Annotated in this window: 16 protein-coding genes; 12 read left to right on the forward strand and 4 right to left on the reverse strand. The window is 40.4% G+C overall.

All coding sequences use genetic code 11. The features are described from left to right. The first annotated feature begins 10 nt into the window (after positions 1-10). From ACMZOO_RS14485 to flhB, 9 genes are all read left to right on the forward strand, one after another. A complete protein-coding gene (locus tag ACMZOO_RS14485) occupies positions 11-2,296 on the forward strand; it encodes a flagellar hook-length control protein FliK (protein ID WP_440904029.1) in 2,286 nt (761 codons plus the stop codon). A gap of 73 nt (positions 2,297-2,369) precedes the next feature. After that, on the forward strand, positions 2,370-2,903 hold the full coding sequence (fliL, locus tag ACMZOO_RS14490; RefSeq protein WP_440904031.1) for a flagellar basal body-associated protein FliL: 534 nt from the start codon (positions 2,370-2,372) through the stop codon (positions 2,901-2,903). A gap of 14 nt (positions 2,904-2,917) precedes the next feature. Further along, positions 2,918-3,991, forward strand: coding sequence for a flagellar motor switch protein FliM (gene fliM / locus ACMZOO_RS14495; protein ID WP_440904033.1), 1,074 nt, complete (start codon positions 2,918-2,920; stop codon positions 3,989-3,991). Between the two features lie 29 nt (positions 3,992-4,020). Continuing rightward, positions 4,021-4,428, forward strand: a complete 408-nt coding sequence (gene fliN, locus ACMZOO_RS14500; RefSeq protein ID WP_440904035.1) for a flagellar motor switch protein FliN — start codon at positions 4,021-4,023, stop codon at positions 4,426-4,428. Beyond that, complete coding sequence (gene fliO / locus ACMZOO_RS14505) at positions 4,388-4,819, forward strand: flagellar biosynthetic protein FliO (RefSeq protein ID WP_440904037.1); 432 nt, start codon at positions 4,388-4,390, stop codon at positions 4,817-4,819. The genes fliN and fliO overlap by 41 nt, the downstream gene beginning before the upstream one ends. Next, the gene (gene fliP, locus ACMZOO_RS14510) at positions 4,812-5,558 is read left to right on the forward strand and encodes a flagellar type III secretion system pore protein FliP (protein ID WP_440904040.1); all 747 of its coding nucleotides are present in this window, start codon (positions 4,812-4,814) and stop codon (positions 5,556-5,558) included. Before fliO ends, fliP begins: the two co-directional genes overlap by 8 nt. A gap of 19 nt (positions 5,559-5,577) precedes the next feature. Continuing rightward, the gene (gene fliQ / locus ACMZOO_RS14515; protein ID WP_016956868.1) at positions 5,578-5,847 is read left to right on the forward strand and encodes a flagellar biosynthesis protein FliQ; all 270 of its coding nucleotides are present in this window, start codon (positions 5,578-5,580) and stop codon (positions 5,845-5,847) included. Between the two features lie 27 nt (positions 5,848-5,874). Further along, a complete protein-coding gene (fliR, locus tag ACMZOO_RS14520) occupies positions 5,875-6,624 on the forward strand; it encodes a flagellar biosynthetic protein FliR (RefSeq protein WP_440904042.1) in 750 nt (249 codons plus the stop codon). A gap of 3 nt (positions 6,625-6,627) precedes the next feature. Next, the gene (gene flhB, locus ACMZOO_RS14525; RefSeq protein WP_440904044.1) at positions 6,628-7,761 is read left to right on the forward strand and encodes a flagellar biosynthesis protein FlhB; all 1,134 of its coding nucleotides are present in this window, start codon (positions 6,628-6,630) and stop codon (positions 7,759-7,761) included. A 17-nt stretch (positions 7,762-7,778) separates the two neighbouring features. Here flhB and ACMZOO_RS14530 read toward each other — a convergent pair whose 3' ends face one another. From ACMZOO_RS14530 to orn, 4 genes are all read right to left on the reverse strand, one after another. Beyond that, a complete protein-coding gene (locus tag ACMZOO_RS14530) occupies positions 7,779-8,660 on the reverse strand; it encodes a TraB/GumN family protein (RefSeq protein ID WP_440904046.1) in 882 nt (293 codons plus the stop codon). A 1-nt stretch (position 8,661) separates the two neighbouring features. Further along, positions 8,662-10,026 carry a S41 family peptidase gene (locus tag ACMZOO_RS14535; protein WP_440904048.1) on the reverse strand — a complete coding sequence of 455 codons (1,365 nt, stop codon included), beginning with the start codon at positions 10,024-10,026 and terminating at the stop codon, positions 8,662-8,664. Between the two features lie 117 nt (positions 10,027-10,143). Further along, positions 10,144-10,731 (reverse strand): hypothetical protein, encoded by a 588-nt coding sequence (locus tag ACMZOO_RS14540; protein ID WP_440904050.1) that lies wholly within the window; start codon positions 10,729-10,731, stop codon positions 10,144-10,146. Between the two features lie 210 nt (positions 10,732-10,941). Further along, positions 10,942-11,490 carry an oligoribonuclease gene (gene orn, locus ACMZOO_RS14545; RefSeq protein ID WP_440904052.1) on the reverse strand — a complete coding sequence of 183 codons (549 nt, stop codon included), beginning with the start codon at positions 11,488-11,490 and terminating at the stop codon, positions 10,942-10,944. A 133-nt stretch (positions 11,491-11,623) separates the two neighbouring features. Between orn and rsgA the strand changes: the two genes are divergently transcribed. The 3 genes from rsgA to ACMZOO_RS14560 all read left to right on the forward strand — a co-directional run bounded on the left by rsgA (position 11,624) and on the right by ACMZOO_RS14560 (position 14,503). Further along, entirely contained in the window at positions 11,624-12,664 is a 1,041-nt protein-coding gene (rsgA, locus tag ACMZOO_RS14550; protein ID WP_026016885.1) for a small ribosomal subunit biogenesis GTPase RsgA, read from the forward strand. 97 nt (positions 12,665-12,761) lie between these two features. Continuing rightward, on the forward strand, positions 12,762-13,616 hold the full coding sequence (asd, locus tag ACMZOO_RS14555; RefSeq protein WP_440904054.1) for an archaetidylserine decarboxylase: 855 nt from the start codon (positions 12,762-12,764) through the stop codon (positions 13,614-13,616). Between the two features lie 5 nt (positions 13,617-13,621). After that, positions 13,622-14,503 (forward strand): DMT family transporter, encoded by an 882-nt coding sequence (locus tag ACMZOO_RS14560; protein ID WP_440904056.1) that lies wholly within the window; start codon positions 13,622-13,624, stop codon positions 14,501-14,503. The last annotated feature ends 3 nt before the right edge of the window (positions 14,504-14,506 follow it).

Below are 14,506 nucleotides of genomic sequence, written 5' to 3' on the forward strand. Positions count from 1 at the left end.
AGGTGAAAAAATGCAGTATATTGCCAATATTCAACCAAATATTGCCGCTTCTACGCCCGTTAGCAAAAATAACGCGGTGGATGCGTTATTAGATTCTAAAAGCAATTATAGCGACGAAGCAAAATTCTCGCATTACCTAGCTGAAGGTGCAAAACAAGACAATGATCACAAACCGACTGCTAAAAGTGCCAATGTGACTGAAAATCAGCCCGAGTCTGTTCAAACGGCTGATAAATCAACTACTCAGCAACAAAAAAATGGCGCGCAAGAGCAGTCAAGTACCCAAGCAAAAGAGAGCAGTACTGAAAGAGCGCAACCATCCAAAAGTGCTGATAAAACAACAGAGACAAATCCAGGGTTAAATAAAACGGCTAAAGCTGTAAATGACGCGATAAATGAAAACCAGCCTGAGGTTGAAAGCACAAATTCAGATACAGAAGAAAGCTCAGCCTTCGATTTACTTAGCTTTTTAAATCAGTCGAATAAAGCTAAAACAGATATAGACAAAGCAGCAAGTGAGAAAAAATCCAATCAGCTTGATAAAGAAAACAGTCTATTACAGAATTTAAAGCTAGGTAAAAAAGCAACTGAGTCGACTAAAGACGAAAAACAATTACTGCTAGATGAAGTTGCTAAATCAGCTACTGAGGATAAAGAGTTAGTTGACGAGGCCAAAGCCGCCGATACATCAGCAAAGCCAACAAACAAAGTCGTCAGCGATAAAGCTGCTGCTAGTGATGTAGTGAAAGTCGCAAGCAAAAAACAGCTTACCGAAGGAGAAAACGAACAAGCGAGCGCAAAAGACAGCACTGAAGCCAAGAAGAGTATTGCGAGTGTTGAAGGGCGTGAGTCGGTTGAGAACAATAATGCAGAGAAACATACTAGCTCAACAAAAGAAGATAAAAAAACTCTGGCACAAACTGGTACACCGAAAGAGAGTCAATCTAATCAAGATACTCAAGTTGAAGCTAAAACAAAATCAGCTGAGCACAAAACAACCTCTGAATTGGTAGAAAATGCGTCTGAGGGGAAAGCAGCAAACAACAATGCCAACACAGCGAAAGATTCAGCGGTTATAAACTCGGTTGACACAAATAAACAGCAGAACAAAGCGCAAGCAAAATTAGCTCAGACAGAAGTAGCTACAGAAGTAACTAAAGCTGCAGCAGAGCAGGCAACTAAAGCACATGCGTCTACAGGCAAACATGAGCCACAAGCGGAAAACCTAGTTAAAACACAAGCGAATAAACAGCAGTTAGATAAGACTGAGAATAACCTAAGTGCCAGCAAAGCGGCAAAAGCCGCTGAGTTAGCTAATGAAGATAAAAGCCAGCAACCGCAGCAAAATCAATCAATAAATCATGTTAAGAATGCAGAAACTAAACCAACAAAAGCATCTGAAAAAAGTGAGCAAAAAACACTTGGTGCAGATAAATCTGCAGAGTCTGTTAGCAAATCTGCTGAGTTGGAATTAAATCAGCCAACTGAAGCTGTACTTGCTGCAAATGAACAGACACAAGGCTCTAGCGAGCAAACAGCTGAACAGCCTGATAAAAAACAAGCACAAGTTGCAAAAGCTGCTGCAACAAATAGCAGTAACAAAGAGAAGTTGCTAGAACAAGTTGCGACTAAAGAAAACAAAGTGGCTGAAGATGGGCAAATTAAGCCAGATGACACGCTAAATAAAGAGTCGTCTGCGCAAGTTTTTGAAGCGCAAACAATCGCAGCTCAAGTGCAATCTCAACAATCTACAGAGCGGCTACAAGAAAGTCATAAACAACAAAATGTTCAGCAAGTAACCAACAAACAAGAAGTTCAACAAGCTGAACGTACAGCGAAAAATCAGCAGCAAATTGTGCAGTTAAAAGAACAAGTGCAATTGCATAAACCAGAAGCAGCAACAGCGTTAAATGATGCTGTTCGATTTATGATGAATGGCCGAGTTCAAGCGGCTGAGCTCAGATTAGACCCTCCAGAGCTTGGCAGTATGCAAATTAAAATTAGTTTGAATGGCGATGCGGCCAGCGTCAGCATGTTGGTGCAAAATCCACAAGCAAAAGAAATGTTAGACCAGTCTGTGCCTAGATTAAGGGAGATGTTAGAGCAACAAGGGATTGAATTATCCGACTCGCAAGTTGAACATCAACAAGCTAATTCTGGACAAGGGTCAGATAAAAACGCGCAAGGCGGTCAAGGCCAAGGAGATGGTGACAATGTTGAACAGGACGATACAACGCAAGTTATTGAACAAAAAATACATAATGGTCATTTAGGTGCTGTCGACTATTATGCATAAAATACTTACGCTCTGGATAAAATCCGTTAAACTTAAGCTAGCGTAAATTATTATTGATTGAGTGGAGAAAAGAATGGCTGCAGAAGAACAACCAGAATTAGAAGTAGAAGACGGTGGTGGCGGTAAAAAGAAGCTGATTATCATCATTGCTGTTGTGCTTGTAGTTGTGCTTGGCGCTGGAGGTTTCTTTTTAATGTCTGGTGGTGACGACTCAGCTGCTGAAGAAGTAAGTTTAGATGAAACGCCTGCAGCTAGTGCTGGTGGTTCAGCTGCTTCGGTTGAGCTTGGTGATGCTATGTATGTTGCTATGCCACGACCTTTTGTTTTTAACGTACCTGGCGCTAATCGAGATCGCTTAGTACAAATTAAAGTGCAATTATTGGTGCGTGGTGCCCAAAACGAAGAAACAGCAAAAAAACACATTCCACTGATAGAAGGCACTTTATTAAGAGTATTTAGTGGCACAAGTGCTGACGAGTTAGGTACAAGTGCAGGTAAAGAAGCGTTAAAGAAAAATGCGCTTAAAGCTGTACAAGATGAACTATTAAGCATTGCCGGCAGAACAGTTGTTGAAAGTGTTCTGTTTACCGGTTTTGTAATGCAATAACGTTTGGCGACACAATGACTGATTTACTCTCGCAAGACGAAATTGACGCGCTACTCCACGGGGTAGATGACGTCGAGGAAGAAGATGTAGAAGCAGGTGCTGCCACTCCGGGTAGCGCAATTGCTATGGCATCCGAGTACGACTTTTCATCACAAGACAGAATTGTTCGTGGTCGAATGCCAACATTGGAAATCGTCAACGAAAGATTTGCCCGCCACATGCGTATCTCATTATTTAATATGATGCGCCGCACCGCTGAGGTGTCTATCAATGGCGTGCAAATGATTAAATTTGGCGAATACATACATACGCTATTTGTACCAACTAGTTTGAATATGGTTAGGTTCAGGCCGTTAAAAGGTACTGGTTTAATCACTATGGAAGCTAGATTAGTTTTTATATTGGTGGATAACTTTTTTGGTGGCGACGGTCGTTATCACGCTAAAATCGAAGGGCGTGAATTTACCCCAACCGAGCGACGCATTATTCAAATGTTGCTTAAGCTAGTATTTGAAGACTATAAAGAAGCTTGGGCACCTGTAATGGATGTTTCTTTTGAATATTTGGATTCTGAAGTAAACCCGGCTATGGCTAACATAGTGAGCCCAACCGAAGTGGTTGTGATTAGCTCATTTCATATCGAACTTGATGGTGGTGGTGGCGATTTCCACATTTGTTTACCTTACTCTATGTTAGAGCCGATTCGTGAGTTATTAGATGCGGGTGTGCAAAGTGATAAGGAAGACACTGATTTGCGTTGGAGTAAAGCTCTGCGTGATGAAATTATGGATGTTGAAGTGGATATTATGGCTAAGTTGCTTGATTTTGAGTTGTCGTTAGAACAAGTGATGAACTTAAAAGCGGGTGATGTGATCCCAGTTGAAATGCCTGAACATTTAACCGTGTTTGTTGAAGATTTGCCGACCTACCGAGGCAAAATGGGTAGATCACGCGATAACTTAGCAATTAAAGTAACAGAAAAAATTAAGCGACCTGCATCAGTTAAATCTGAACTGCAAATGGTAACACGTGGTGGTCGACGTATAGATGCGGAAGCAGAATTACGCGAACTTGAAGATTTTGAATAATTAGATTGATGTAACAAAGAGCAAAGATTATGAGTGACGATATGGATGACTGGGCAGCCGCTATGGCTGAACAGGCAGAAGCCGAAGCAGAGCAAGAAGGTGACGCTGGCGACGAAGCACAAATCGCAGAATTAGAAGATTTGAATGCGGATAGCCCACCAATTACCGCTGAAGAAAAACGCAAACTTGATACAATTTTAGATATTCCTGTAACCATTTCTATGGAAGTGGGTCGCAGTAAGTTAAGTATTCGCAACTTATTGCAATTAAACCAAGGTTCAGTAGTTGAGCTAGACCGTGTCGCAGGTGAGCCATTAGATGTATTGGTCAACGGCACTTTGATTGCGCACGGCGAAGTTGTAGTTGTTAATGACAAATTTGGGATTCGACTAACGGATGTTATCAGTCAAATCGAGCGTATTAAAAAGCTCAAATAAGTCAGCAGTTCAGTTTGTACTAGCCATGGGGTTAACTTGTGTTAGCTCCAAGGTATTGGCGCAATCTGCTGAGCTTGGCGCTGCAATTCCAACTATGTTGTTTGGGTTATGCGCGACTATCGCTATTATCTATGCTTTAGCTGGGCTTGCGCGCAAAACCAATTTGGGTCAATTTAAAAACAGCACTATGCAGGTTTTGGCTGTGCTGCCTTTAACTGCGAAAGAAAAACTCTTGTTAGTTCAAGTCGGCGATAGTCAACTTCTGTTAGGTGTGACCAGTCAATCAATTAATTTACTAAAAGAATTTTCCGAACCTCTGGATATAAAAGCGCCTGATTTTAAACAATCACTTAGCCAATTTATTAATGCAAATAAGAAAAATAATGACTAAATATTCTTGGTTGATAATTTTAATTAGCTTGTTTTCACCGATAGCTCTGGCGAACACGGGTCTTCCGGCGTTAACAGTCACAGATAATCCTGACGGCACTCAAGACTATACGATCACTTTGCAGGTTTTAGCATTAATGACAATGCTAAGTTTTATCCCTGCAGTTGTGATTATGATGACATCTTTTACCCGTATCATTATTGTTTTAGGTATATTGCGTCAAGCAATAGGGTTACAAAGTTCGCCGCCGAATCAGGTGCTTGTTGGTCTAGCGTTATTTTTAACTTTTTTCATTATGGCGCCGGTTTTTGAAGAAATTAATGACACGGCAATCCAGCCGTATATCGCCGAAGAAATGACTGCTAGAGAGGCGTTTGATGTAGCACATTTGCCATTAAAAGCCTTTATGTTGCAGCAAACTCGGGTTAAAGACATAGCGACCTTTGCTGAAATTGCGGGTTATCAAAGTTTAAATGGCCCAGAAGATGTACCGATGCGAGTGTTAATTCCTGCCTTTGTCACCTCAGAGTTAAAAACAGCCTTTCAAATTGGTTTTATGCTGTTTATTCCGTTTCTAATTTTAGACTTGGTCGTCGCTTCAGTATTAATGGCCATGGGTATGATGATGCTTTCACCTATGATGGTATCTCTACCTTTTAAACTTATGTTATTTGTATTGGTTGATGGCTGGAATTTGACTATGGGTACATTAGCCACCAGCTTTGGTGTCGGCACTTAGCTGACGTAGGAGTCACACTATGCAACCAGAAGTATTTGTCGACATATTACAAGAGGCCATGTTTATGGTTATCTTGCTGGTGAGTTTAGTTATTGTCCCTAGTATGATAGTTGGTTTAATTGTCTCCATATTTCAAGCCGCGACCTCTATCAATGAACAAACCTTAAGCTTTTTACCTAGGTTGCTTGTGACCTTAGCCGCTATTATTTATGGTGGTCATTGGGGTATGAACAAAGTGATGGACTACACCATAGACATGTTTACCCGTATTCCTCAGGTTGTTGGCTAAACCGTGACTTACACCACAGAACTTATCATGCAGTATATTGCGGATTTAATGCTGCCGTTTGTGCGCATTTCTGCTTTGCTGGTGGCTATGATAGGCTTTAGTGGTAAATCTGTGCCAACTAAAGTTAAAGCACTGTTAGCTTTATCAATTGCTTTTATCGTCAGCCCTATGGTGCCTTCGAGTGGTTTCACCAATTTGTTTTCCCTTGAAGGGTTTTTATTGGTCATACAGCAAGTGTTGATTGGCGTATCAATCGGTTTTATTTCACAAATCTTTTTAAATACCTTCGTAATGGCGGGTCAGACAATTGCGGTACAAAGTGGTTTAGGTTTTGCTACTTTGGTTGATCCTGTGAACGGTATTAATACAGCTGCCGTCGGCCAGTTTTATATCATACTTGCAACGCTAGTTTTTTGGGCTATGGATGGGCATTTAGCTATGATCCAAATGTTGGTTTATAGTTTTGAAGCTATGCCAATTGGCTCTGGTTGGTTATCACTCGATAAAATATACAAAATTGTCGAGTGGGGTAAATGGTTATTTATCGCGACAATTACCATAGCTTTAACGCCGATAACCGCTATGTTAATCATAAATTTAACTTTCGGTATTATGACGCGTGCAGCGCCTCAATTAAATATATTCTCTATCGGTTTTCCTGTGTCGCAAATAACAGGTTTGATAGTGGTGTGGATCAGTTTATCGGCCTTTATGCTGCATTTTGAAACTATCTGGGACAGTGCTGCTTTCCTTATGTGTGAAATTGCGGGGTGCTAATCTATGGCAGCTGATGATCAAGACCGCACAGAAGAACCCACGGCGAAAAAGAAATCAGACGCAAGAAATAAAGGGCAAATACCGCGCTCACGTGAACTCGGTACTATGATGGTGCTTGTTGGTGGTGGTATTGGCTTTTTACTTTACGGCCACTATTTAGCCGGCGCACTGTTTCGCATGTTTAAACAAGGTTTTATCTTAGAGCGTGAAGATGCATTTGATATGAGCCGTATGTTAGTACGGCTAGAAAATCTTCTGTTCGAAGTCACTTGGCCAGTATTGGCTGTGCTGATTGTGCTGGTGGTGTTTGCTGTTATCGGCAATGTCGCTGTTGGTGGTTACAATTTCTCGACCAAAGCTATGCAGCCTAAACTGAGTAAAATGAATCCAATTAATGGGATTAAACGCATTTTTGGTACACAAGGATTAATTGAGCTGGTTAAGTCGATTGCCAAAGTTGCTGTGGTTATTGGCACTGCTTACATGTGTTTTAACCTGTTTTACCAAGAGTTGTTGCACATTAATGTTGAGAATATGCCATCTGGTTTATTCAAAGCGTTAGAAATTCTTATATGGGTGTTCTTAATTTTATCTTGTTCGTTAATCGTAATTACTTTGATTGACGTGCCGTATCAGCTTTATCATCACAACGAACAGCTGAAGATGACCAAACAAGAAGTTAAAGACGAACACAAAAACTCAGAAGGTGATCCGCAAGTTAAAGGGCGTATACGCTCAGCAATGTTTAGAGCTCACCAAAGACGTATGATGCAAGAAGTGCCAAAAGCCGATGTGGTGGTGACAAACCCGACCCACTTTGCCGTGGCGTTAAAATATGATCCATTAGGCACAGGTGCACCTAGGTTAGTTGCTAAAGGGGCGGATGAAATGGCCGCGCATATTCGAAAAATTGCCGAGGCACATCAAGTTCCTATTCTAACCGCGCCTATGTTGGCGAGGGCAATTTATTATACAACTGAGTTTGAAGAAGAAATACCTGAAAAGCTTTTTGCCGCCGTTGCACAAGTTTTGGCTTATGTATTTGCACTGCGCGATTATAAAAAAGGCAAGGTGAAAAAGCGGCCTAAACAATTTACCCCGAGTAAATTACCTATACCGCCTGATATGCATTATTAAGTGTTGCAGTTAGTTGATTATTGTACGCGTTTAACACTCACACCTTGTTGCTCAAAGTGTTGAATGATATTGCCTTCACCAACCATATGCATTAATCCAACTGCGATAACAACATTACCTGTTTTTACCTCGGCGATTAATTTTTTCATCCAATTTTGGTTACGCTCTTTTAATAAAGTATCTAACACAAAATCTGTGCTTGGGTATTCAGCTAAACCTAGGGTTAACAGTTTTTCTAGTTGCTCAATCTCACCATTTTGCCACATGTCGGCTAGATGTTTGATTGTGTACTCGTTCGTTTCAATTTGCGCTAAGGTATCGACTAACAACTCTTCACTTATACCTGAATTCGCAAAAAATCCGAGCTGTTGTTCTAGACTTTCTAATCCGCTCACTTGGACTTGGTTAGCTCGTGCATGTTGCATCAAGATATCATCAATAGCTTGGGTAAAGTCGAGCCCAGCTATTTGTCCTTCGATAATGCCCAATTGCAATGCGACAAACCAAGGTGTAAAAGCGCTAAAGGCATTTTCTGGGATCCCTTTGTTTTGCTGGTACCTGAGTAAACTTTGCCAAGTTTTATCGTCAACTTGTTGTTGCAGGTTTTTGCCGTTAGTGAGCAGTGCTACTTTCAACGCTAATTCTTGCTGTTGCTCGGCTGAATATTGCGCTAAATCGACTTCGGTGATTAGTAAACGTGCATTAGTAATTTTGTTTTTAACTAAACCCAGTGAATTATCATTACGCATAACTTGGGTGGAAGCGTGAATTGTGCCAAACACCCAAGAGGTTTTATCCTGATATTCAAGTTTCCAAAGTGCAGGCTGAGCAGCCTGCACTGAATTAACAGCCAACAATAAAACAAATAATATTTGGCAAGGGAATTTAATAAAGCGCATATTATTTTTTCTCCAACCACATGCCTTGCGGTTTATTGTTAGGTGGGATAATTAATGCTTCTTCATTTAATGGGCGAGCTAACGAGCTGCTGCATGACGAGTAACCGCTATTAATATAACTAACCGCTTTCGCAAATACTGGATCTTGCATGCTGGTCCATGGATAGATGTTGCTGCTTTCGGAAACGGCACAATCAGGCGCTAAACCATTTAAATAATCACCAAAACCGACTGCATTATTTGTTTGGAAATTTACTGCTAATAAGGTTTCGTCACAGTAGTCATCTGGTAAAAAGCCGACTGGCTTACCATAAGTACTTTCTCCTATAGTATGCACTGTAATATATGGGTCTAAACTATTGATTAATACTTCGCTCGCCGAAGCCGAATAATCATTGGTTAAAATAGTTAAGTTATCTAGATTTAAGCTATTTTGCCTAATGTAATTGATATGGCTTGTCACACTGCCGTTGAGTTCGGTGTAGATCAATTCTTCAGTACGGGCAACTCCACCATACTCACTGTTATTTGGATTAAACTCAAACTCCAGAAATATTTGGTTGTAGATTGTATCTCCAGCAAGATATAACGCGAGCTCAGCGGCTACACTGACTAAACCACCAGTGTTGTTGCGTAAATCTAATACAAAATGATCAAAGTCTTGCGATTTTAAATAACTAAAAGCTTGTTTTAGTTCAGCTGGAGATGGTTCTAAGAAACCATTTTGGAAACCCAGATAGGCAATTTTGCCTGCGTTACTATCAATAATTTCTACTTCGGTCACTGTATTTACTTGGTACTGTGATTTTGCCAAAGTTGCACTTTTTTCAGCACCATTGCTATCACGCCAGACAAATTCAAGCTCATAGCCATTTTGGTCTGGGCCGAATGCTTCTGAGTAAGCTGTATAATTTCCATAATATAGGTACTCGTATAATTTGGACGCGGCTACCTCTCCAATCGAGACAAGTTGGTCTCCTCGAGTAATACCTGCATTTGCCGCGGCGGAATTATTAAACGATTGCACAACAACAATTCGGCTACCTGGCGCTGCCGCGAGCTCTATACCATAACCGAAGTTGTTACCGGCAATACTATCTTGCCAATCATCACTATTTAATACCACGCTGAATCTATCTTTGCTTGGCAGTACGTCGTTTAATAGTTGATTACTGTCTTCATACAAATTAAATGAAGTTGATGGTGAAGAGAGCTCGTCATACCATAAATAGTCTTGCTCTAAGGTTTGATACCAATGCGAGTGGATATCTTGTTTTGAGCATTGGCCACCATCATCAGAGCCGCCACAGGCAGTTAAAAATATTGAACAAGCGAGTCCAATGCTTAGGCATTTTGCTTTGCGCATAAAATAGTCCCTTTATTTAAAGAATTGTTATCGATTTCGGTGGCTTAGGATATGGATAAGCGCTTGTGAACGCAAGAGATTATTTTTGATTGTTAAACGCTGGTTAATTTATGCCAATTAAAAATGGAAGCTACCTTGCACACCATAAATTTTGTTTTCAGCAATGATTTGTGCGTGGATCCCCGCCGATACAGATTGGCTAAAAAAGTATTCTCCCGAAAACTTAAACCCAACTTCTTTGTCTGCTGTTTCTAAGTTGGCTTGCTGCTGCTCTTTGGGCACACGATAAATTATTGCACTATAGAGCTGAATTGCCTGATTAAGACGGTATTGAGTGCCTGCCTCAATCGCAAGATGTTTGATTGGCTGATCTGTTGCAGATTGTGTGCTGTTTTCTTGATATAACATTGCGGCTTTAATATCTAACTGCGCGGTAACAGGCATTGCATAACCAGCGCCTGCCTGTAAATTAAGCTGATTCACAGGACTATTTTGTTCCGCGACAATATACAAACGCTCGTGCACTGTGTTTTTGGGGCTGATTGTAAAGTTAGATAAGCTTGAAGGATCGAGTTGGAAATAGCTCATTGAACTTTGGGTAATATCAAAGGATTTGTCAATGGCTGAACAAACAGGTGCAAAAGCGTACAAGGCTACACTGATTAAAGCGAGTAGACGCACGCGCAAATATTGCAATTTCTCCATAATCTGTGCTCCAACAATTCTCAATTTTTATTTGTTTTTGTACTGTGTAACCTAAAACTGAACTGCTAATTTGTTACTTGAAGTTCAGGTTAAGCTAGCTTTTTAAGTGTAGATTAAAATAGGTAGTTTGCAGAAAAAATATACAATTTTTTGTCGGTGGAAGAGGAGAGTGCGCCAACTTGTTGAATTGACGCAATATATATCGAAAAATTATTTTAGTTTAAAAAAATCTTGTTTGTAACGAGCCAATTCTTCGATGGATTCGTGGATATCTTCTAAAGCTAGATGAGTCCCTTTCTTTTTATAATCGCTAACGAGTTCAGGTCTCCAGCGACGAGCAAGTTCTTTGATTGTACTAACGTCTAAGTTGCGATAATGGAAAAAGGCTTCTAGCTCTTGCATATGCACAAACATAAAGCGGCGATCTTGATTGATGCTATTGCCACACATAGGTGACTTGCCAGCTGGTACATATTGTTGCAAAAATTCAATGGTACGCTTCTGAGCTTCTTCAATTGTGGTATTACTGTCACGACATCTTTGAGTTAGTCCTGATTTACCATGTTGGTTAATGCACCACTCATCCATATTATCCAAAACTTCGTCTGGTTGATGGATCGCAAATACTGGCCCTTCTGCAATAATATTTAATTCACTGTCGGTGACTATGGTTGCGATTTCCAACACTTTATCTGTATCTGGATCTAAACCTGTCATTTCCAAGTCTAGCCAAATAAGATTATTTTCATTAAATGACATATAGTATTCCTACTAACCCCTCAAAAGGTACAACTTTCAATTAATCTGTGTACATTCCTAAAACTTTATCGCCAAATTGGTGTAAAGTACTCTTCGTTTTTAGTTTAACTGATTATTGATAAAAAGTAGCACCGTGACGAAAAAAAAGAAACTAACCAAACAACAACTTAGGCGCATGCGATCTAATCGTAGCAGAAAAATAGAACAAACTAGAAATAATCCGGAAAATTTATCGGAAGATTGTCTATTAGGCCCTGCTCGTCATGGTGTTGTTATTAGTAGATATGGTCAGCAAGCCGACATTGAAAACGAACAAGGTGAACTTATTCGTTGTGATATGCGTCGCACGGTTGAATCCATAGTTGCTGGTGACAAGGTCATTTGGCATGAAGTGCAGTCTGAAGGTGGTGCACAAGGTGTCATTGAGGCTGTTGAAGAAAGGGAGTCGGTACTAACGCGCCCAGACTTTTACGATGGGGTAAAAGCGGTTGCAGCTAATATTGAACAAGTGGTTGTTTTATCTTCAATATTACCCGAATTATCTTGGCAAATTATCGACCGCTATTTGGTTGCTGTTGAACAAATGGGTGCACATCCAGTTGTGGTGATTAACAAGGTTGATTTGCTTGATAGTGCAAAACAGGCTGATATTCAAAAAATAGCCGATTATTATCAATCAATTGGATATCCAGTTCATTTACTCAGTGTTAAAACGCAACAAGGTTTTGAAACTATTGCGCAATTGCTGCAAAACAAAGTTTCTATTGTGGTTGGTCAATCTGGTGTAGGCAAATCTTCTTTGGTCAACAAACTATTACCTGACACGAATGCGCAAACGGGTGATGTATCCGATGTGTCTGGTTTGGGTACACATACTACAACAGTCGCTAAACTCTATCATTTACCGACAGGTGGCGATTTAATTGACTCTCCAGGTGTGCGCGAATTTGCTTTATGGCACTTAAGTGCTGAAGAAATTTTTGACGGTTTTGTTGAGTTTGCGCAATACCGCGGCAATTGCAAATTTCGTGACTGCAAACATTTAGACGATCCAAAATGTGGATTAAAAGACGCTGTTGAGCAAGGGTTAATATTGGCTTCGAGGTTGGAAAATTACCATAAAATTTTGCAATCTATTGCTGAAAATAAACCAGCTCATAGCAAACATTATTAAGCTTAATGACCGACAGCATTAGACCTAATCCGTCATTGTCGGTATTATGCGTGTTATATAAAACATCTTGCGCTATTCATTATTAAAGGAACTTTCGGTGTCTGTAGAAAAATTCAAAGTTGCACTTCAATATTTAGTACCACAACATCTTATTTCAAGGTTTATTGGTAAAATTGCAGCTAGTCGAAATAAATTTATTAGCCAAACCTTTATCCGCTTATTTGCTAAAAACTATCAAATTCAATTGAAGGATACACAAGTTCAAAAATTTTCTGAATTCGCTAGTTTCAACGACTTTTTTACCCGGGCTTTGTTGCCAGATGCTCGACCTATTGCTGACACAGACATAGTGTCGCCAGTAGATGGGGAAGTGAGTCAGTTGGGACCAATTGATGGCGATGCTATCTTTCAGGCTAAAGGGCACAATTATAGTTTGACGCAATTGTTAGGTGGTGACGAAGAAAACGCACAGCCGTTTCACAATGGTGTTTTTAGCACTATTTATTTATCACCAAGTGATTATCACAGAATTCACATGCCGTGCACTGGTAAATTAAAACGCATGGTGTATGTACCAGGCAAATTATTTTCAGTGAATCAAGCAACAACTCGGAATGTTGATGGGCTATTTGCGCGTAACGAACGTGTTGTCTGCGTATTTGACACTGAATATGGCGAAATGGCTTTGGTGCTGGTGGGGGCTATGATAGTCGCGAGCATAGAAACAACTTGGGCTGGTGTTATAACACCGCCTGCTGGCAAACGTCCTTTTACATGGCACTATAATCACGACAATGCGCCTGTCATTGAAAAAGGCCAAGAGATGGGGCGCTTTAAATTAGGTTCAACTGTAGTATTGGCATTTGAGCCGGGTGCAATTGAATTTGATGCAGCTATTGATGCCGCTAGCAAAGTTACATTAGGTCAGGCTCTCGCATCATCAATTAAGTAGTTTTCATGTCGCAACAATTAAATTCTGCAGCACAGCGTAAAAGTGCTTTGCTGCAGGTTCACCTTGGCGTATTGCTACTTGGCGGTACGGCCTTATTCTCCAAAATTATTCCGCTTGATGGTGCTGCGATTTCATTTGCACGCGCTTGTGTTGCAGCTTTAGTGTTAACTCTGTTGGTTAAGGTAACTGAAGGCAGAGTGCGTTTAAATAGTTTGCGCGACTACCGCAACGGTATTATTTTAGGCGTGTTGATGGCTGTGCATTGGGTAACCTATTTTTATGCCATGCAGTTTTCTACTGTGGCGACAGGTATGATTGCTTTGTACACCTATCCAGTCATGATAGTTTTGATAGAACCCCTGTTAAATAAACAACTGCCACATAAACTCGATTTTATGATGGCTTTGTTTGTACTTGCTGGGGTTGGCCTTATGGTGCCAGAGTTGTCACTTGAAAGTGAATATACAGTCGGTATTTTACTCGGTGTTTTGTCTGCTGTCTTTTTTGCCGCGCGCAACATTATGAGCCACAGAGTTTTTTCGCACTACTCAGGCATGAAAAATATGATGTTTCAATCAAGCATCATCGCCTGTGTTTTATTGCCTTTTGAATACCACCATTTTGCCGAATTGCCCCTGAGCACGTTCGCTTGGATTATCTTATTAGGTGTACTCTTTACTGCATTACCACATTCTTTGATTGTAAATGGATTGCGTAGCATAAAAGCAAAAACAATGAGTTTGGTGTCTTGTTTATCGCCGTTTTATGGCACTATATTTGCTGCTGTGTTGTTAACTGAATATCCAAGTTGGCAAACTTTAGTGGGTGGCACACTTGTGGTTTCCGCTGCTGTGTACGAAACTTTGAGTGGACATAAACGAGGGTAAATC

The organism is Catenovulum sp. SX2 (genome assembly GCF_052056295.1).
In the GTDB taxonomy this organism is placed as follows: domain Bacteria; phylum Pseudomonadota; class Gammaproteobacteria; order Enterobacterales; family Alteromonadaceae; genus Catenovulum.